This window comes from Nocardiopsis yanglingensis (assembly GCF_045809185.1).
In the GTDB taxonomy this organism is placed as follows: domain Bacteria; phylum Pseudomonadota; class Gammaproteobacteria; order Xanthomonadales; family Xanthomonadaceae; genus Stenotrophomonas; species Stenotrophomonas yanglingensis.
Window position 1 is genome coordinate 136,757 of the sequence record NZ_JBJNRH010000010.1, and the last position, 16,958, is coordinate 153,714.

Sequence of the window (16,958 nt, forward strand, 5' to 3'; positions counted from 1 at the left end):
GCATGCTGCCCCCGGCCACCGCACTGCTGGCCGAGATGGCCAGCCTGGCCGGGTGCGAGCGCGCCGAAGGCTATGCCTGCATCACCGCACGTCGCGAGCATGGCGCCAGCTCGGTCGAGATTCCGCAGCCGCAGTTCGCGATCCTGCTGGAAGGCCGCAAGCAGGTGCGCACCGCACACCAGTCGCTGGAGTTCATCCCCGGCGACATCCTGCTGCTGACCCAGCGCTGCCGCATCGATGTGGTCAACACCCCCGACCCACGCAGCGGCCGTTACCTCAGCGCCATCGTGCCGCTGTGTGCTGAAGTGCTGGCAGCCGCACGCACGCTGTGGAGCGAGGAACTTCCCGCACCCGGCCAGGCGATGGCGCGGTTGCCGTTGATCGACCATGACACAGTGCTGCGCCAGTGGCGGCAATCGCTGCAGGACGGGCGTTACAGCGAGGCACGATTGGCTCTGGCCTCGCTGGTGCTGACCCTGTGCCGGCAGGGCCACGGCAACCTGCTGCTGCCGCAGGCGCCGAGCCTGGGCGAACAGATCCGCGACCGCATCGCCGCCGAACCGGCACGCGACTGGCAGTCGCGCGATGTGGAAGAACAGTTCGCGCTGAGCGGTGCGACCCTGCGCCGTCGACTCGCCGCCGAGGACACCAGTCTGCGCCAGTTGCTCACCGAGGCCCGGCTGGCGCATGGCATGCAGCTGCTCTACACCACCGACCTGCCATTGAAGACCGTGGCCGCACGCGCGGGCTACCGGTCTGCGGCCAGTTTCAGCAAGCGCTTCGCCGAGCAGTACGGACTGGCTCCTACAGACATTTGAGGGGGTTCGGCAGGGCTGCGCCCTGCACCCGCCGAGGCAACAGCAAGAGCCGAAGCAACAGCAACAGCGTGCATTCCGTGGGATGGCGGGGCGGTGTCGGAGTGCGGGGACGCCGCAAGTACGTCCCTGTAGGCTTGGCAGCCGCATCCATGCGGCTGACACCCCGCACTCCGACACCGCCCCACCTTCGACAGGTTCACTCGGCTGTTGGTAGGTGTCGACCTTGGTCGACACGTCTGTCAGAGATCGAATGAATTTCTGGGGTCAGATCCGTTTTCCTGCGGAAAACGGATCTGACCCCAAGGGCATTCCCAACAGATCGCAGGAATCTGTCGAAGGCGGGGTGGGTCCGGTTGCGGGAGTGTCCGCGGCATGGATGCCGCGGCCAAGCCCCCATGGACGGGTTTACGGCGTCTCCCGCAACCGGACCCACCCCGCCTCCCCACAGGAAACTCGGCTCTTGACGTTGATGTTGACGTTGATTCTGCGGGTGCAGGGCTGCAAGCCCTGCAAGCAACACCCCCTGAGCATTCCGCGCACTGCTTTGAGCGCCGTGCGCATGCCGGCCACGGCACGCTATGCGGCAACGGAACCACCCGTCATCCACCGAGAACCGCCATGACCCTGCGTCACCTGCCGCTGCGCTCCACCCTGCTGCTGGCCCTGTCCTCCCTGCCCCTGGCCGCACTGGCCGAGGCCACCTCGCCCGCCCCCACCCAACAGGTGCCCGGTGTCTACCACCAGCGCATCGGCGCTCTGCAGGTCACCGCCCTGTTCGACGGCGTGGTCGCGCTGGGCCGGCAGGAAGTGGTCGACGTTGCGCCCTCGCTGGTCAGCCGCCTGCTCGATGGCCGCTACGTACCCGAAGACAAGAAAGGCCTGCAGACCGCGATCAATGCCTTCCTGGTGCGTCAGGGCAACCACCTGACCCTGGTCGATACCGGTACCGCGCAGTGCTTCGGCCCCGGCCTGGGCCAGGTGCTGGGCAACCTGCGCGCCTCCGGCGTGGACCCGGCCGAGGTGGACGAGGTGCTGCTGACCCACGCCCATCCGGACCATCTGTGCGGGGTGCTCGACGCGCAGGGCAAGCCGGCCTACCCGAATGCCACGGTGTGGCTGTCCAAGGCCGATGCCGACTACTGGCTCAACCCGGCCAGCGAGGCCACCGCGCCGAAGGGCGTGCGCTTTGCCTTCCCGCTGGCGCGCAACGCGGTAGCGCCCTATCAGGCCAGCGGCCGCCTGCGCACCTTCAGCCCCGGCGATGCCCTGCCCGGTGGCGCGGTGGCGATGGACACCCATGGCCATACGCCTGGCCATGTCTCCTACCGGTTCGACAGCCAGGGCCAGTCATTGCTGGTGTGGGGCGATGTGCTGCACTTCCACGCGGTGCAGTTCGCGCACCCGGAGGCGGCCTTCGAGGCCGATTCGGACCGCAAAGCCGCCATCGCCAGCCGTCGCGGCCTGCTGCAGCAGGCCACCGCCAACGGTTGGTGGGTGGCCGGTGCGCACCTGCCGTTCCCCGGTCTGGGCCATGTGCGTGGCGAGGGCAAGGCCTATGCGTGGGTGCCGACGGAGTATTCGCCGTTGAAATGAGGTGCCGACCACGGTCGGTGAGGTTGCCGGCCAGCGGCCGGCACTACCAGGAAGTCGATCGGTGGCGCCCGGCTGCCAGCCGGGCGACCGGTAATGCCTTATTCCAGCCCCAGCCAGCCGCCGATCACGCCGCGGGCTTCGTCCACGCCGGTACGGTCTTCGCCGGAGAACACCTGCACGCTGACGCTGTCGCCGTAAGCCGACTGCAGCTCCTTGCGCACCTTCTGCAGGGACTGCATCTGCTGGCTGCGGCTGAGCTTGTCGGCCTTGGTCAGCAGCGCGTGCGCCGGCAGGCCACGCTGCACGGCATAGGACAGCATCTGCCGGTCGTAGTCCTTCAGCGGATGGCGGATGTCCATCACCACCACCAGGCCCTTCAGGGCCTCGCGGGTGCGGAAATACCTGTCGATGAAGGCCTGCCAGTGCGCCTGCAGGTCCAGCGGCACCTTGGCGTAGCCGTAACCGGGCAGGTCGACCAGATGCGCTTCCGGGGTGACCTGGAAGAACACCAGCTGCTGGGTGCGGCCGGGCGTCTTGGAGACACGGGCCAGGGCGTTCTGGCGGGTCAGCGCGTTGAGCGCACTGGACTTGCCGGCGTTGGAGCGGCCGGCGAAGGCCACTTCGGCCCCTTCGTCGGGCGGCAGCTGCCGCACGTTATGGGCCGAAAGGTGGTAACGGGCGCGTTCGATGAGCAATGACATGTGCCTAGGATCGCATGTTGCGGCGCCGCGCGCCCGTGCCGACAGCCTTTGCGGGCATTTTGCTGCACTGCTGCGTTGACCGTGTGCGGAAACGGCGTTGATAATCCGGGCGATGCCGGCGGCCACCGCCCGGCCCGGTCCATACGGAGCTTTAGCATGCGCCACGCTCGCGTTCTTGCCGTATCCGCCCTTGCCACTGCTGTAGTCGTTGCCGCTGCTGCGTTCGCGCAGACCACGTTGACCCCGCTGCCCGACAACGGGCCGATCAACACCGCCTCGCTGGAGGTGGATTTCAGCAAGACCCACTGGGGCGATGCCAAGGCCGGCCAGACCAAGGCCTCGGCCTGCGCGGCCTGCCATGGCGCCGACGGCAACTCCACGGTGGAGATGTACCCGTCCATCGCCGGCCAGAGCGAGCGCTACGTGGCCCAGCAGATGGCCCTGATCGCCAACGGCCAGCGCAGTTCCGGCGCGGCGGTGGCGATGGTGCCGTTCGTGCAGAACCTCACCCCGCAGGACATGCGCGACATCGGCGCGTTCTTCGCCACACAGAAGGCCACTGCCGGCATCGCCGATGACACGGCAGTCACCGACGGCCCCTACAAGGGCATGAAGTTCTACGAGATCGGCCAGCAGCTGTACCGCGGCGGCGATGCCAAGCGTGGCCTGCCGGCCTGCATGGCCTGCCACGGCCCCAGCGGTGCCGGCAATCCTGGCCCGGCCTATCCGCACCTCGGTGGGCAGCACGCCAGCTATGTCGCGCGCCGCCTGCAGGAGTACCAGGCCGGCCAGACCCACGAGACCGACAAGGCGCACTTCCAGATCATGGCCACGGTCGCGCAGAAGCTCAGCGAGCAGGAGGTGCAGGCGCTGTCGAGCTACCTGCAGGGCCTGCACAACAAGGCCGACGACGTGGCCGTGGCGACCACGCCGGTACAACCGGCTGCCGCGCCCTGACCACCGCTGGTCGGCCCGGGCCGCCACCGCGGCCCTCGCCTGCGGTATGTTTCCTTCACGCCGGCGACCGCGCCGGCGTTGCTTTTTTCAACGGAGATGCGTGTCGATGAGGTTGATTTCCCGCCTGCTGTTGTCCGTGCTGGTGCTGCTGCCGCTGGTAGCCTGCGCCGCAACCCCTGCCAATGCCCCGCTGGTCGAGGGCAAAGACTACGAGCGCATCGCCCAGCCGGGCCCGTTCCAGCCGCTGGCCGGCAAGATCGAGGTGGTCGAGGTCTTTGGCTACACCTGCCCGCACTGCGCCCATTTCGAACCGCAACTGGAAGCCTGGGCGGCCAAGCTGCCGGCCGACGTGCGCTTCACCCCGGTTCCGGCGGCCTTCGGCGGTGCCTGGGACGCCTGGGCGCTGGCCTACTACGCCGCCGACGAAGTCGGCGTGGCCAAGCGCAGCCACGCGGCCGTGTTCAAGGCCCTGCACGAGGACGGCTCGCTGCCGATGCAGAACGTCTCGGCCGATGAGCTCGCCACCTTCTACAAGGCCTACGGCGTGACCCCGGACCGTTATCTGCAGGCCCTGCGCGGCGATGCCGTGCAGAAGAAGGTCGATGCCGCCCGCGCGTTCGCCCAGCGCACCAAGATTCCGGGCACCCCGGCCATCATCATCAACGGCCAGTACCTGGTGCGTGGCAACAGCTTCGACGACCAGCTGCGCATCGCCTCGGCGCTGATCGCCCAGGCCCGCGCCGCCCGCGGCCGCTGAACCAACGCCCACCACCGACACGGCGCTGTCGCCGCCGCATGTCATCATTTCCCTCTGGCCGGCGCCTGGCGCCGGCCCCACCTTTCCAGATGCTGGAGACGTTTCCATGAAGATCCGTTACGCCCTCGCACTCGCAGCGCTGCTGCCGATCCTGGCCGCCTGCAAGGCCGACGATGGCACCGCCAACACCTCCGCGGCTCCGGCCGAACCGGCGGCCGCGCCGGCCACCACCGAACCGGCTGCGCCTGCCGCTGGCGCCGAGGGCGCTGCCCCGGCCGCTGCCGAAGGCGACAAGGCCCCGGCTGAAGCCGCACCGGCCGCGGCACCGGCCCCGACCACCGCCGCACTGACCGGCCCGGCCCCGGTGGAAGGTGCCGACTACCAGGTGATCCCGAACGGCCAGCCGTTCCAGCCGGCCGCCGGCAAGATCGAAGTGACCGAGATCTTCGGCTATGTCTGCCCGGCCTGCGCCGCATTCCAGCCGCTGGTCGGCCCGTGGAAGGCCGGCCTGCCGAGCGATGTGAACTTCGTCTACGTGCCGGCCATGTTCGGCGGCACCTGGGATGACTACGCCCGTGCCTTCTACGCCGCGCAGACCCTGGGCGTGCAGGAGAAGACCCACGAAGCGCTGTACGCCGCCATCCACTCGCAGAAGACCCTGAAGGGCGAGCGTGGCCGTGATTCGGTGGACGACATTGCCAAGTTCTACGGTGCCTACGGCGTGGATCCGAAGCAGTTCGCCGCCACCATGGGCAGCTTCGCGGTGAATGCCAAGACCAACTCGGCCAAGCAGTTCGCCCAGCGCAGCCAGATCAGCGGCACCCCGTCGATCATCGTCAACGGCAAGTACCTGGTGAAGGGCAAGAGCTTCCCGGACATGCTGCGCATCGCCGACCACCTGATCGCCCGCGAACGCGGTGCGGCCCAGGCTCACTGATCCAAGAGAAGCGTTTCCCGGCCGTGAATTCCCCCCGTACACGGACCCTGCGCTTGCTGACGGCCAACATCCAGGCCGGCTCAAGTACCCGCCGCTACAGCGACTATGTGACCCGCAGCTGGTCACATGCGCTGCCGGCGGGTCGCAAGCGCAGCAGCCTGGACGCGATCGCCACCCTGGCGCGCGAACATGACATCGTCGGCCTGCAGGAGGCCGATCCGGGCAGCCTGCGCTCGGGCTTCACCAACCAGACCCACTACCTGGCCCAGCGTGCCGGCTTCAACTACTGGAGCCACCAGCCGAACCGGCGCATGGGCGGGGTCGCGTCCAGCGCCAACGGCCTGCTGAGCAAGCTGGAACCGGTGGAAGTGCAGGACCACGCCCTGCCCGGTCGCATCGGCGGGCGCGGCGTGCTGCTGGCCAAGTTCGGCGACGGCGCCGACGGCCTGGCGGTGGCGGTGGCGCATCTGTCACTCGGTGCGGGCTCGCGGATGTCACAGCTGGGCTTCATCGCCGAGCTGCTGTCCGATCACCCGAACGCTGTGTTGATGGGTGACTTCAACTGCCTGGCCGAGCGCCCGGAAATGCAGGTGCTGTACCAGAAGACCCGGCTGCAGCCCCCGGGCTGCATCGTGCCGACCTTCCCCAGCTGGCGCCCCGACCGCGCCATCGACCACATCCTGGTCAGCAGTGGCCTGCAGACCCGTACCGTGGAAGCCGTACCGGCCGCGTTCTCCGATCACCTCGCGCTGGCGATGCAGATCGACGTCCCGGCCAACGCCCTGCGCTGAACCGCCGCCCAGGTAGGTGCGGACAGCCGCTCTGGTGGGTGCGGACCGTTGGTCCGCACGCTCTCCGCCGGGCATGGCCCGGCGCTACCCGGCCTGCGCCACCGGTACCTTCAGCCTTCGCGCGGTCATCGTGCTACCCACCGAGGCCAGCACCGTGCAGCCGATCGCCAGCCACTGCAATCCATGCAGGTGCTCGTGCAGCAGCAGCATCGCCCACAGCGCGGCCACCGCCGGCTCCATGCTGATCAGGATGCCGAAGGTCTCCTTCGGCAGGCGCTTGAGCGCCATCATCTCCAGCGACATCGGGATCGCACTGGACACCAGCGCCACCAGCAGGCCGGCCGCCAGAATCTTCGGATCGAGCAGCGCGGCACCGGCATGCACCACGCCCACCGGCACCACCACCAGCGAGGCCGCCAGCAGCCCCAGCGACACCGAATGGCCGGCGTGCAGGTGGCCGGCACGCTTGCCGAACACGATGTACAGGCCCCAGCACGCCGCTGCGCCCATCGCATACAGCACGCCGGCCGGATCCAGCGCCGGGCCGCCGCCGATCGGCAGCAGCAACAGCAGCCCTACCGCCGCGCAGCCCACCCACAGGAAGTCGATCGGTCGTCGTGATGACAGCATCGCCACCGTCAGCGGCCCGGTGAACTCGATGGCCACCGCGATGCCGAAGGGAATCGTGCGCAGGGCCATGTAGAACAGCAGGTTCATCAGGCCCAGGGTGAGCCCGTAGCGCAGGATGGTGATCGCATCCACGCGGCTGGTCTTCCAGCGCCATGGCCGCCAGAACAGCAGCAGCAACAGCGCCGAGAAGCCCACGCGCAGTGCGCTGGTGCCCTGGGCGCCGATCAGCGGGAACAGGTGTTTTGCGTAGGAGGTGCCGATGGCCAGCGAGGTGACCGAGCCGAGCACCGCCAGCGCCGGCAACATCGGCGCAAGTCGTGAGGTCTGCATGGGCAAAGTCTATTGCGCCGGCGCCGAGCACTTGGCTCAATTGACAGCCCGTTCGTGCAACTTCTGCTCGCCATGGCCACCGCCCCTGTGCTCGACAGTTTCGACCGTGCCATCCTCGACCTGCTGCAGCGGGACAATACCCTGCCGCAGCGCGAAATCGCCGAGGCCGTGCACCTGTCCACCCCGGCCGTGCAGCGCCGCATCAAGCGGCTGCAGGACAGCGGCGTGATCGCGGCCAATGTGGCAGTGGTCGATGCCGCAAAGATCGGCCGGCCGCTGACCATCATCGTCGAGGTGCGCGTGGTCAGCGAGCAGCGCGAGCGCGTGGCACCGTTCAAGCGCCGCGTGCAGGACGACCCGGCCGTGCAGCAGTGCTACTCCATCACCGGCGACGGCGATTTCCTGCTGCTGCTTTCGGCGGCGTCGATGGAAGAGTACGAGGCGATCACCGAGCGCCTGTTCGGTGGCGATGACAACATCGAGCGCTTCCGCACCTCGGTGGCACTGGGCACGCTGAAGCGGAGTTTCGAGGTCCCGCTGGCACCGGTTCTGTAGCGTCGAGCCATGCTCGACTGCCTTTTGACCGCAAAGCGACAGCCATCGAGCATGGCTCGACGCTACAGTCGGAAACCATGAGTACACTCCCCTCTCCTGCCCACCGCCTGCGCCGCTGGCTGCTGCGCGGCCTGTGGCTGGCCATCGCCATCGTCGCCGCGATGACGCTGTGGAACAGTCCCTGGGCCACTGCACCGAAGCTGCTGTGGACACTCTCTCGTATGCCGCCGGCCACGCAACTGCCGGTGCCGGTGGACGGCGTGCGGCCACGCCAGATCGCCGATACCTTCGGTGCGCCGCGCGGCCGTGACCGCTCCCACGCCGGCATCGACATCTTCGCCAAGCGCGGCACGCCAGTGCGCAGCGTCACTGCCGGCGTCATCGCGGATGTCAGCGAGCGCGGGCTCGGCGGCCGCCAGGTGTGGGTCATCGGGCCCGGACGCGAACGCTACTACTACGCGCATCTGGAGGACTGGGCCGCCGGCCTGTCACGGGGCCAGGTGGTCCAGGCAGGAGACCTTCTCGGTCACGTTGGCGATAGCGGCAACGCCAAGGGCACGCCGCCGCACCTGCACTGGGGCATCTACGGCGCCTACGGCGCACGCGATCCACTGCCCCTGCTGCGCTGACCCATTTCGTGGCATCAAGCACGCTCGACTGCCTTCCTCGTTCATGATTTGTAAATAGGAATAGTTCGTATTACCATTTCTTTCGTTTCCGGTGGTGCCAGGACGGCCTGCCCGCCCTTCCCCTACCCGTAGCGCCTCGCCTCCTGGATGCCGGCCGAACGCGCGTGCTCGTCCAGGAACCCCCATGACTCGTCCCGCCTTCCGTACCCCGCAGCCGCAGCGGCTGTCCGTTGCCGTGCTTGCTGTTCTCTGTGCCGTGGCCCCGGCCGCCTTCGCCGACACTGCCGCCGACCCGACCACGCTGGACAAGGTGGTAGTGAAGGGCGAACGTGCCGAAGGCTATTCGGTGCGCCGCACCTCGGCCGGTACCCGCTTCGACCTGGCGCCGCGCGAGATCCCACAGTCGGTCAGCATCATCAGCCACCAGCGCATCGAAGATCAGAAGCTGGACGACATCATCGACGTGCTGGCCAACACCACCGGCGTGACCAGCACCCAGTCCGACAGCGAGCGCACCGAGTTCTACGCGCGCGGCTTCTACATCGATGCCTACCAGTTCGATGGCCTACCGACCCAGATGGTGCAGAACTGGAGCTACGGTGATTCCGGCCTGGATCTGGCCCTGTACGACCGTGTGGAAGTGGTGCGCGGTGCCACCGGCCTGCTCAGCGGCGCCGGCAATCCGTCGGCCTCGGTGAATCTGGTGCGCAAGCATGCCGACAACGCCGAGCTGACTGGCAGCGTCTCGGTGAACGTCGGCAGTTGGGGCCGCACGCGCACCACGGTGGATGTGGGCAGCGCACTCAACGCCAGCGGCAGCGTGCGCGGCCGCGTGATCGGCAGCTACCTGGACACCGATGGCCAGATGGACCGCTACAACCAGCGCAAGACGCTGGGCTACGCCGTCATCGATGCCGACCTGACCCCGGACACCCAGCTGAGCGTGGGCTACGACTACCAGCAGAAGCGCGCCAACGGCGCGACCTGGGGCGGCTTCCCGATGTGGTACGCCGACGGTAGCCCGACCAACTACCCGACCTCGTTCAATCCGTCGCCGGACTGGACCTACTGGGACACCACCAGCAAGCGTGCGTTCGCCACCCTGCAGCATGCCTTCAGCAATGGCTGGAAGTTCAAGATCGGTGCCACCCACGATCGCACCAAGGCCGACGACAAGCTGTTCTATCCGTCCTACACCGCGTTCGACAAGAATACCGGTGCTGGCGTCACGCCGATGGCCGGCTTCTACAACACCGAGCGCAAGGTAGATGGCATTGATGGCTACATCGACGGGCCGTTCCAGCTGTTCGGCCGCGAGCACCAGTTCATGGCTGGCCTGAGCTACAACAAGCGCGAGTTCGCCAACTACGGTGACTTCCAGATGGGTGGCCCCGGCACCGGCTGGAATCCCTTCAGCTCCTATCTCGACTGGACCGGCAACATCGCCCAGCCGAACTGGAACCCGCTGGCGCTTGCCAGCCAGGGCACCATCACCCAGAAGGCCGGCTATGCCGCCGCACGCCTGTCGCTGGCCGATCCGCTGAAACTGATCCTCGGTGCCCGCTACACCAACTGGAAGAGCGAAGGCGAGAACGACGACCGCGAACACAAGGTGACCACCCCGTACGCCGGCCTGGTGTATGACATCAACGACACCTACTCCGCGTACGCCAGCTACACCGAGATCTTCCAGCCGCAGACCGCGCGCGACCGCAACGACCGTTATCTCGACCCGGTGGACGGCAAGAGCTACGAGGTGGGCGTCAAGGGCGCCTGGTTCGACAATCGTCTGAACGCCTCGCTGGCGGTGTTCCGCATCGAGCAGGACAACGTCGCCCAGGTCACCAGCGAACCGATCATCGGCCGCCCGGGCGAGTTCGCCTCGATCGCTGCGCGCGGCACCGTCAGCCGCGGCTTCGAGTTCGAAGTGAACGGCGAACTGGCCCCGGGCTGGAACGCGACCTTCGGTGCATCGCGCTACGTGGCCAAGGACATCAACGGCGCCGACATCAACACCAACCTGCCGCAGACCGCGCTGAAGCTGTTCACCAGCTACACCCCGCAGTCGCTGCAGGAATTGACCGTCGGTGGCGGCGCCAACTGGCAGAACCGTATCTATTACGCCGCGCCGGTAGTTGGTCGCTTCGAACAGGAAGGCTATGCGCTGGTCAGCGCCTTCGTGCGCTACCGCATCTCGCCGGAGTTCAGCGTGCAGGCCAATCTCAACAACCTGCTGGACAAGAAGTACTACTCGCAGATCACCGGCTACGGTGCCTACGGCGATGGCCGCAATGGCTCGCTGACGTTCACCTGGGCGTTCTGATCAGGCGCGGGGCATGATCGCCCCGCACCTGTAGAGCCGAGCCCATGCTCGGCTCAGAGAATCAGCCGAGCGTGGGCTCGGCTCTACACCAACAAGGCGGCGCCGGGCTGAGCCCGGCGCCGCTCTTACATCAGAACCGCAGGTCCGCGCGCAGGTACCAGTAACGGCCACGCGGGATGTCGTAGGTCGAGGCGTCGTAGCCATTCAACGAGCACGACAGGCAGATCGGCGGATCCTTGTCGAACACGTTGTTCAGGCCAGCGGTCAGCTGCAGCCCCTTCATCCAGTCGATCTTGTAGCCCACCTGCATGTCGTGGAAGGTGGTGGCCGACAGTGTGTTGGTGCCAGCGGCCTGGTTGCTGCACACCGGGAAGGCGGCGGCATCACCGCAGTTTTCGGTCAGCTCGGAGATGTGCCGCACGGTCCAGTTGGCACTCCAGCTGTCCATCGTCCAGCCGATGCTGGCGTTGCTGGTCCATTCCGGAATCGAACTGTCAGCCACTTCCACGCCCGGCTTCTGCGGCTGCTTCTGGCCAGCCGCGCCAGTGGCCTCGTAACGGCCGACGAAGGTGTTCTTCCAGCCCAGCTTGAACTGGCCGATGGAGGTCTGCGGCAGCGTCCAGAACAGATCCACGTCCCAGCCATCGGTCTTGATCGACCCCAGGTTGGTCAGGCGGTTGTTGAAGCTGCTCACTGCGCCGGTGCTGGCACGGGTGATGCCGTCGCAGTAGATCGGATCGAGCGTATCCACGCACAGGTCCAGCTGGGTCTGCGCGTTGATCGCCTGGATCGCACCATCGATGGCGTGGCGGTAGAAGGTCACTTCCACGTCGAAGCGCTCCGACCACGACGCATTGTTGCCGAACCACGGGCTCCACACGAAGCCGGCGCTGAAGCTGCGCGAGCGTTCCGGATCAAGCTCGCGGTTGCCGCCAGTGGTCACCGAGATCTGCGAGTTGGCCTGCTGGAACCCCACCGGCACGCCCAGCGCAGCACAGTTGGCGGCGCTCCCACGCGGCGGCGTACCGCCCAGGCCCACCGAGCACGGATCGAACAGCTGCAGGTCGGCACGCGCCGCCGAACCGTACAGCTCACCGATCGACGGTGCGCGGAAGCCTTCGGCATAGGTCGTACGCAGCACGAAGTCATCGGTTACCTGCCAGCGCAGGCCGTACTTGGGCGTGAATTCACCACCAAAGGTGGAGTAGTCCGAATAGCGGCCGGCCAGGCTCAGGTCCAGTTTCTTGCCGAACGAAGAGTCGGCGAAGATCGGTACGCTCAGCTCCAGGTAGGCTTCGTTGACGTCATAGGAGCCCGAGGTCGGCTGCGACGGCACGCCGTTGTAGTGGCCCGCCACCGTCAACGGATCGGGCTGGTAGGAGCCCTTGTACCTGCGGTGTTCGACACCGGTGGCGAACGACACCGGGCCGGCCGGCAGCGTGAACAGCTCGCTGGAGAGGTTGGCGGTGAACAGGCTCAGCTCGTTCTGGCTGCGGTCACGCACCACCGGCTGGATCCACTTCAGCATGTCCGGCGTGATCGAGCCCACGCCACCGAAGATGTTCAGCGGCACGCATCCCGGCGTGGCAGCGCAGATGGCAGGATCGCCCAGTGCCATGTTGACGTTGTAGATGTTGTAGCTGCCATAGTTGGTCTGTTCGGCCTTGTTCTTGCTGTACATGCCGTTCACGTCCCAGTACCAGCTGCGGTCGGCGGCATGGAAGTCGCCGACCAGCCCGGTGGCGAAGTACGTGGTGTCCACCTTCTGCTCGAACACGCGCGCACCGCCCTCCACCGGACGGCGGCCGATCAGGCTCATGTTGCCCGAGGACACCAGATCGAAACCGAACGGGTTGTATGGATTGAGCGCGGACACGGTGATATTGTCGGCCAACGGATTACCGGTGGCGCCATCGGGACCGAAGAACAGCGGCTCCGGACCGGCCTGGTTGGTCGACTCGCGGCGGTTGCCCAGTGCCTTGACGTACCACTGCACGTTGTCGGTGATGTCGAAGCGGAACTGGCCGAACAGGCCCTTACGCTCCGAGGGTGTCAGCACCATGTTGTATTCGGCGAAATTGAACCGATCAGCACTGGTGAAGCAGTGATAGTCATCGGTGCGCGTGCAGCCGGCACTGCCGTCGTAACGCGGGTTGCTCACACCGGTATTGGGCACGATGTTCTGCACCGCACCGGTGTTCGGATCGGTGAACATGAAGCGGCCCTGCGGAATGCCACCACTGCCGAAGGCCAGGCCGGTGCCCGGAATCGGGAAGCGCGACTGTTCGCGGTCCTTGGCAAACACCGGATCCTGCTTGGTCCAGCTCGCGCCCAGGAACAGGCTGTAGCGGTCGCCACTCTTGCCCCAGGCCAGGTCCACGCCCTTCTGCGTACCATCGCCCTTGCTGTACTCGCCGTAGTTCAGGGTCACCTGGCCGCCATCGAAATCACGGCGGGTGATGATGTTGACCACGCCGGCAATCGCGTCGGAGCCATACAGCGACGACGCGCCATCTTCCAGCACTTCAATGCGTTCGACGATGGCCAGCGGAATGGTGTTGAGGTCGGTCGCCGAGCCCACACCGGAGGCAGACGACTCATTGACCCAGCGGATGCCATCGACCAGCACCAGCACGCGCTTGGCCCCCAGATGGCGCAGATCGACCTGCGCGGAACCGGCACCCACGCCACTGCCGTCAGGCGGGAAGCCGAAGTTGCCGGACGAGTTGAACTTGGCGTTGAGCGCGGAACCGGACCCGGTGAGCTGCTGAAGGACCTCGCCGATCGAGGTCAGGCCGGTGCGCTCGATGTCACCGCGGGTCAGCGTCTGGATCGGCACCTGGCCTTCGACTTCAGCGCGCTTGATGCGGGTGCCAGTGACTTCCACCGCATCCAGGTTGGTGGTGGATTGTGCAGCGGCACCCAACGGTGCCAGGGCCGTCACGCACAGCGCAACGGCAACCGCCAACGGGCGGTGATGCAGGTGAATCATTCGCTCTCTCTCCAAAGGAATGTCGGGACATGGACTGCCGCGCTCCCCCCTGCATGGCGGCAGCGTCTCCTTTGTAAACAAGTGGTAAAAGTCGCGGCGTGATGATCGACACTCTTTCACGCGGAATTGACGCAAATGGCGGGCGATTGCGTCAGATGAGTGCAATTAAAGACCGGACGGTACTGTTCGAAGCGGACGATTTAATGCCGGGCACGACAGCACACGCCGAGATTTCCCAGCGGTCATCAAGCGCTCTTTCGGGGGGCCACCGCTAGAAAGCCTGCGCCGTGACGCGAAGGCCATGCCCCTCGATGGCGAGCAGCACCCGCGCCATGTCGCCGTACTCGGTTCGGTCGGCGGTGGTCAGGTGCAGCGAGGGCTGGAGCGCCGGTGGCAATTGCTGGAGCTGGGCAAGGGCGCGCTGCAGTGCAGGGTCGTCCAATGGCCGGTCATTCCAATAGATGCCGCCGGTCTCATCGAGGCGCAGCGCGATCGATGCCGGCAACCCGTGCCCGGGCCCCGGCGGACACACCGTGCGCTGTTCGAACGGCCGCACCGCCGTCGTCTGCGCCATCGGCAAGGTGGTGACCACCAGCGCCAGCAACACCAGCAGCACATCCACCAGCGGCGCCAGATTGATGCCGGACATCAGCGCACGGCCGTGCAAAGACGCATAGCGCATACCACGCTCCTTCGCGGAAACAGCGGCCCACATCGGGCGGGCCGTGCTGTGCCGGAATCATCGCACGATTGCGATACGCCCCAGGGTTGTCGCTTCTGCCTCACCCTGCATGCACCTCCTCGCCCCGGCAAGATCCATCGCCTGCCCATTCCATCCGCGGCGTGCATACGATGCGAAACTGAATTCAGCCAACGCCCGCTATGCTCAGCGCCATGACCCGACGCACTTCAACTGCCCTGTCCCTGCTGCCCTTGGCCACCACGCTGCTGATCGGCTGCGCCAATGCACAGTCCCTCGACGCCCAGAACGCGCAGCTGAAGGCTGCGATCGCGGCCGCCGAACGCGGCCAGTTCGATCCCGGCCAGGCCGCTTCGCTCAGCCGACATCCGGCCTATGGCTGGCTGGAGTACGCCAACCTGCGCCGCAACATCGACACCGTCGATACCGCGCAGGCACAGGCCTTCCTCAAGCGCTATGACGGCCAGGCCGTGGCCAACACCTTCCGCAGCGTGTGGCTGCCCTCGGTCGCACGCCGCCAGGACTGGCCCACCCTGCTCGCCAACTGGGTTCCCACCGACAATGCCGGCCTGCGCTGTGCGCAGCTGACCGCGCGCCAGGTGACCGGCAAGGTCGATCCGCAGTGGATCAGTGAAGCGCAGGATCTGTGGCGCAAGAACGGCAAGTCGCTGCCGGACGGCTGTGATGCCGTTTTCGCCGTGCTGCAGGCACAGGGTGGTCTGAGCGACGCCCTGCGCTGGGAACGCATTGACGCTGCCGCCGACGCCCAGCAACCCGCTGTGATGCGCAGCGCCGCACGTGGCCTGCCTGCCACCGACCTGGCACTGGCGAACAATTACGCCGCCTTTGTCGACAAGCCCAATGCCAGCGCGTTGAACTGGCCGCGCAACGAGCGTAGCCGGCGCATCGCCACCGATGGCCTGGCCAAGCTGGCCAAGGCCGATCCCGGCGCCACCGAACAGCAGCTGCCGCAGTACGCGCAGGCACTGGGCCTGAGTGCCGACCAGCAGGGCCAGGTGCTGTACCAGATCGCATTGTGGACGGTAGCGTCCTACCTTCCGGATTCGGCGCGCCGCCTCAACGCGGTACCCGAATCGGCGTATGACGAGCGCCTGCACGAATGGCGCGTGCGCGAAGCGATGTCGCGCGGTGACTGGCCGGCGGCGCTGACCGCGATCCGCAAGATGGGCAGCAAGCAGCGCAGCGACCCACGCTGGCGCTACTTCGAAGGCCGCATGCTGGAGAAGACCGGCCAGGCCCAGCAGGCGCAGCCGCTGTTCCGCGAGGCCGCGCGCGCACCCACCTTCCACGGTTTCCTGGCCGCCGACAAGCTGCAGCAGGGCTACACGCTGTGCCCGTGGAAGCCGAACGACAGCGCGCAGGCGCAGGCAGCGGTCGCGCGCGACCCCGCCATCCAGCGCGCGATGGCGCTGTACCAGATCGACCGCGCCGGCTGGGCCGTGGCCGAATGGAACAGCGCGCTGTCGCGCTTCGATGACACCCAGCGCCGCCTGGCGGTACGCGTCGCGCAGGACAACGGCTGGTTCGACCGTGCCGTGTTCGCGCTCGGCAAGCAGCCGCAGGAACAGCGCCTGTACGACCTGCGTTTCCCGCTGCACCACGACGCCACCATCCGCCGCGAATCGGCACGCAACGCGATCGATCCGGCCTGGGTGGCCGCGGAGATCCGCGCCGAGAGCACCTTCACCCCGCGCGCGCGCTCGCCTGCCAACGCCATGGGCCTGATGCAGGTGCTGCCGGCCACCGGTGCCGGCGTGGCCAAGTCGATCGGCCTGACCGGCTACGGCGGTGCCGACAGCCTGTACGACCCGGACACCAACATCGCCATCGGTACCGCCTACCTGCGCCAGCTGATGAACAAGTACGACGGCCTGCCGTACGTGACCATCGCCGCCTACAACGCCGGCCCGACCCCGACCGCGCGCTGGCAGGGCCAGCGCCCGGGCTTTGATCCGGACCTGTGGATCGAGACCATCAGCTACAAGGAAACCCGCGAGTACGTGGCGCGCGTGCTGGCCTTCAGCGTGATCTACGACTGGCGCCTCAACGGCGATGCGCTGCCGCTGAGCGACCGCCTGATGGGTCGCCTGGTGGACAAGCGCAAAAGCTTCAGCTGCGCCGCCAACGCTGACCAGGGCGGCGATTGATCGCAATGCGGTCGTGGGGGGGGGGGGGCCGGGGCGGGCGCGAAGCCAACGGGGTCCGCCCCCGGGCCGGCCCCCCC

At 67.1% G+C, this 16,958-nt stretch carries 14 protein-coding genes; 10 read left to right on the top strand and 4 right to left on the bottom strand.

The genetic code is table 11. The features are described 5' to 3' along the window. Positions 1 to 2: 2 nt before the first annotated feature. Both ACJ7C5_RS14465 and ACJ7C5_RS14470 read left to right on the top strand, forming a co-directional pair. Positions 3 to 818 (top strand): helix-turn-helix transcriptional regulator, encoded by an 816-nt coding sequence (locus ACJ7C5_RS14465; protein WP_412704283.1) that lies wholly within the window; start codon positions 3 to 5, stop codon positions 816 to 818. Between the two features lie 618 nt (positions 819 to 1,436). Then, positions 1,437 to 2,411, top strand: coding sequence for an MBL fold metallo-hydrolase (locus tag ACJ7C5_RS14470; RefSeq protein ID WP_412704284.1), 975 nt, complete (start codon positions 1,437 to 1,439; stop codon positions 2,409 to 2,411). A gap of 98 nt (positions 2,412 to 2,509) precedes the next feature. On the opposite strand, the gene yihA is transcribed toward ACJ7C5_RS14470, so the two are convergent. Beyond that, complete coding sequence (gene yihA, locus ACJ7C5_RS14475; RefSeq protein ID WP_014038472.1) at positions 2,510 to 3,112, bottom strand: ribosome biogenesis GTP-binding protein YihA/YsxC; 603 nt, start codon at positions 3,110 to 3,112, stop codon at positions 2,510 to 2,512. Positions 3,113 to 3,268: 156 nt separating this feature from the next. On the opposite strand from yihA, the gene ACJ7C5_RS14480 reads away from it, so the two are divergent. The 4 genes from ACJ7C5_RS14480 (at position 3,269) to ACJ7C5_RS14495 (ending at position 6,554) form a co-directional block, all read left to right on the top strand. Beyond that, positions 3,269 to 4,069 carry a c-type cytochrome gene (locus ACJ7C5_RS14480; protein WP_094002126.1) on the top strand — a complete coding sequence of 267 codons (801 nt, stop codon included), beginning with the start codon at positions 3,269 to 3,271 and terminating at the stop codon, positions 4,067 to 4,069. A 106-nt stretch (positions 4,070 to 4,175) separates the two neighbouring features. After that, positions 4,176 to 4,826 (top strand): thiol:disulfide interchange protein DsbA/DsbL, encoded by a 651-nt coding sequence (locus ACJ7C5_RS14485; RefSeq protein WP_088027116.1) that lies wholly within the window; start codon positions 4,176 to 4,178, stop codon positions 4,824 to 4,826. A gap of 106 nt (positions 4,827 to 4,932) precedes the next feature. Beyond that, positions 4,933 to 5,763: a thiol:disulfide interchange protein DsbA/DsbL gene (locus ACJ7C5_RS14490; protein WP_412704285.1), complete on the top strand. Its 831-nt coding sequence runs from the start codon at positions 4,933 to 4,935 to the stop codon at positions 5,761 to 5,763. Between the two features lie 53 nt (positions 5,764 to 5,816). Next, positions 5,817 to 6,554: an endonuclease/exonuclease/phosphatase family protein gene (locus ACJ7C5_RS14495; protein ID WP_182474396.1), complete on the top strand. Its 738-nt coding sequence runs from the start codon at positions 5,817 to 5,819 to the stop codon at positions 6,552 to 6,554. A gap of 84 nt (positions 6,555 to 6,638) precedes the next feature. On the opposite strand, the gene ACJ7C5_RS14500 is transcribed toward ACJ7C5_RS14495, so the two are convergent. Next, on the bottom strand, positions 6,639 to 7,514 hold the full coding sequence (locus ACJ7C5_RS14500; protein WP_059035414.1) for an EamA family transporter: 876 nt from the start codon (positions 7,512 to 7,514) through the stop codon (positions 6,639 to 6,641). A 72-nt stretch (positions 7,515 to 7,586) separates the two neighbouring features. Here ACJ7C5_RS14500 and ACJ7C5_RS14505 point away from each other — a divergent pair, with 72 nt between their 5' ends. The 3 genes from ACJ7C5_RS14505 (at position 7,587) to fhuE (ending at position 11,021) form a co-directional block, all read left to right on the top strand. Beyond that, positions 7,587 to 8,069 (top strand): Lrp/AsnC family transcriptional regulator, encoded by a 483-nt coding sequence (locus ACJ7C5_RS14505; RefSeq protein WP_412704286.1) that lies wholly within the window; start codon positions 7,587 to 7,589, stop codon positions 8,067 to 8,069. 77 nt (positions 8,070 to 8,146) lie between these two features. Next, positions 8,147 to 8,698, top strand: coding sequence for a M23 family metallopeptidase (locus ACJ7C5_RS14510; protein WP_412704287.1), 552 nt, complete (start codon positions 8,147 to 8,149; stop codon positions 8,696 to 8,698). A gap of 184 nt (positions 8,699 to 8,882) precedes the next feature. Continuing rightward, complete coding sequence (gene fhuE, locus ACJ7C5_RS14515; RefSeq protein WP_412704288.1) at positions 8,883 to 11,021, top strand: ferric-rhodotorulic acid/ferric-coprogen receptor FhuE; 2,139 nt, start codon at positions 8,883 to 8,885, stop codon at positions 11,019 to 11,021. Positions 11,022 to 11,151: 130 nt separating this feature from the next. Here fhuE and ACJ7C5_RS14520 read toward each other — a convergent pair whose 3' ends face one another. Together ACJ7C5_RS14520 and ACJ7C5_RS14525 are read right to left on the bottom strand one after the other, a co-directional pair. Beyond that, positions 11,152 to 14,013, bottom strand: coding sequence for a TonB-dependent receptor (locus ACJ7C5_RS14520; protein WP_412704289.1), 2,862 nt, complete (start codon positions 14,011 to 14,013; stop codon positions 11,152 to 11,154). A 271-nt stretch (positions 14,014 to 14,284) separates the two neighbouring features. Further along, on the bottom strand, positions 14,285 to 14,695 hold the full coding sequence (locus tag ACJ7C5_RS14525) for a biopolymer transporter ExbD (protein WP_097048889.1): 411 nt from the start codon (positions 14,693 to 14,695) through the stop codon (positions 14,285 to 14,287). Positions 14,696 to 14,907: 212 nt separating this feature from the next. Between ACJ7C5_RS14525 and ACJ7C5_RS14530 the strand changes: the two genes are divergently transcribed. Beyond that, the gene (locus ACJ7C5_RS14530; RefSeq protein ID WP_412704290.1) at positions 14,908 to 16,881 is read left to right on the top strand and encodes a transglycosylase SLT domain-containing protein; all 1,974 of its coding nucleotides are present in this window, start codon (positions 14,908 to 14,910) and stop codon (positions 16,879 to 16,881) included. The last annotated feature ends 77 nt before the right edge of the window (positions 16,882 to 16,958 follow it).

Coding starts and splice junctions, on each gene's coding strand:
- yihA (WP_014038472.1), bottom strand. CDS start 3,112: ATGTCATTGCTCATCGAACGCGCCCGTTACCACCTTTCGGCCCATAAC.
- ACJ7C5_RS14530 (WP_412704290.1), top strand. CDS start 14,908: ATGACCCGACGCACTTCAACTGCCCTGTCCCTGCTGCCCTTGGCCACC.
- ACJ7C5_RS14480 (WP_094002126.1), top strand. CDS start 3,269: ATGCGCCACGCTCGCGTTCTTGCCGTATCCGCCCTTGCCACTGCTGTA.
- ACJ7C5_RS14465 (WP_412704283.1), top strand. CDS start 3: ATGCTGCCCCCGGCCACCGCACTGCTGGCCGAGATGGCCAGCCTGGCC.
- ACJ7C5_RS14470 (WP_412704284.1), top strand. CDS start 1,437: ATGACCCTGCGTCACCTGCCGCTGCGCTCCACCCTGCTGCTGGCCCTG.
- ACJ7C5_RS14520 (WP_412704289.1), bottom strand. CDS start 14,013: ATGATTCACCTGCATCACCGCCCGTTGGCGGTTGCCGTTGCGCTGTGC.
- ACJ7C5_RS14500 (WP_059035414.1), bottom strand. CDS start 7,514: ATGCAGACCTCACGACTTGCGCCGATGTTGCCGGCGCTGGCGGTGCTC.
- ACJ7C5_RS14510 (WP_412704287.1), top strand. CDS start 8,147: ATGAGTACACTCCCCTCTCCTGCCCACCGCCTGCGCCGCTGGCTGCTG.
- fhuE (WP_412704288.1), top strand. CDS start 8,883: ATGACTCGTCCCGCCTTCCGTACCCCGCAGCCGCAGCGGCTGTCCGTT.
- ACJ7C5_RS14490 (WP_412704285.1), top strand. CDS start 4,933: ATGAAGATCCGTTACGCCCTCGCACTCGCAGCGCTGCTGCCGATCCTG.
- ACJ7C5_RS14525 (WP_097048889.1), bottom strand. CDS start 14,695: ATGCGCTATGCGTCTTTGCACGGCCGTGCGCTGATGTCCGGCATCAAT.
- ACJ7C5_RS14505 (WP_412704286.1), top strand. CDS start 7,587: ATGGCCACCGCCCCTGTGCTCGACAGTTTCGACCGTGCCATCCTCGAC.
- ACJ7C5_RS14485 (WP_088027116.1), top strand. CDS start 4,176: ATGAGGTTGATTTCCCGCCTGCTGTTGTCCGTGCTGGTGCTGCTGCCG.